This is a genomic window from Wenzhouxiangella sp. YN1 (assembly GCF_056324145.1).
In genome coordinates this window covers 1-802 of the sequence record NZ_JBJNIO010000124.1, presented here as the reverse complement: position 1 = coordinate 802, position 802 = coordinate 1, and the positions used below count along the sequence as shown (strand labels likewise).

Annotated in this window: 1 protein-coding gene; it reads left to right on the top strand. The window is 65.7% G+C overall.

Annotated elements, in window-relative coordinates; translation table 11 throughout:
• The coding region (locus ACEWQZ_RS04840) for a transposase (protein WP_476481940.1) at window positions 1–510 on the top strand (510 nt) is incomplete at its 5' end.
• Window positions 511–802 lie beyond the last annotated feature (292 nt).

The following is an 802-nucleotide window of genomic DNA, read 5'->3' as shown; positions in this document are numbered from 1 at the left end:
GGACAGGAGCTGACAGTGAAGTATTCAGAAGAACGCAGACGGGCCGTGCTGGCTAAGCTTTGCCCACCGCACAATCGCTCGGTGCGAGAGGTTGCCGCCGAGGAAGGCGTTTCGGAAGCGACCCTGTACAACTGGCGCAAGCAGGCTCGGGACCGTGGTGAGCTGTACCCCGACGCCGGCTCCGACGCCCAGGGCTGGAGCGCCCGGGACAAGTTCGCCGCCGTAATCGAGACTGCGCCGATGAACGCCTCCGAGCGCTCGGAGTACTGCCGCAAGCGCGGCCTGTATCCGGAGCAGCTGGCCGCCTGGCGCCGGGCCTGCGAGCAGGCCAACGACTGGGCCGAGGAGCGCGGTGGCCAGCAGGTCAAGGCCGACCGCGAGCAGCGTCGCCGGACGCGCGAACTCGAGCGCGAGCTGGCGCGCAAGGAAAAGGCGCTGGCCGAGACGGCGGCCTTGCTCACCTTGTCAAAAAAAGCCCGGGCGATCTGGGGGGACGGAGAGGACGAATGATCAGCACCTCGGATCGCCATAAAGCTGTTGAGCTGATCGACGAGTCCCGCGCCGCCGGCGCGCGCCTGAAGCCCGCTTGCCGCGCACTGGGTATCACGGCCCGTACCTATCCCCCTCTGTCAGGATAGTTGTCGCCTCCTCTAAAATGGTCTCTAAGGGGGGCGGACAGGAGCTGACAGTGAAGTATTCAGAAGAACGCAGACGGGCCGTGCTGGCTAAGCTTTGCCCACCGCACAATCGCTCGGTGCGAGAGGTTGCCGCCGAGGAAGGCGTTTCGGAAGCGACCCTGTAC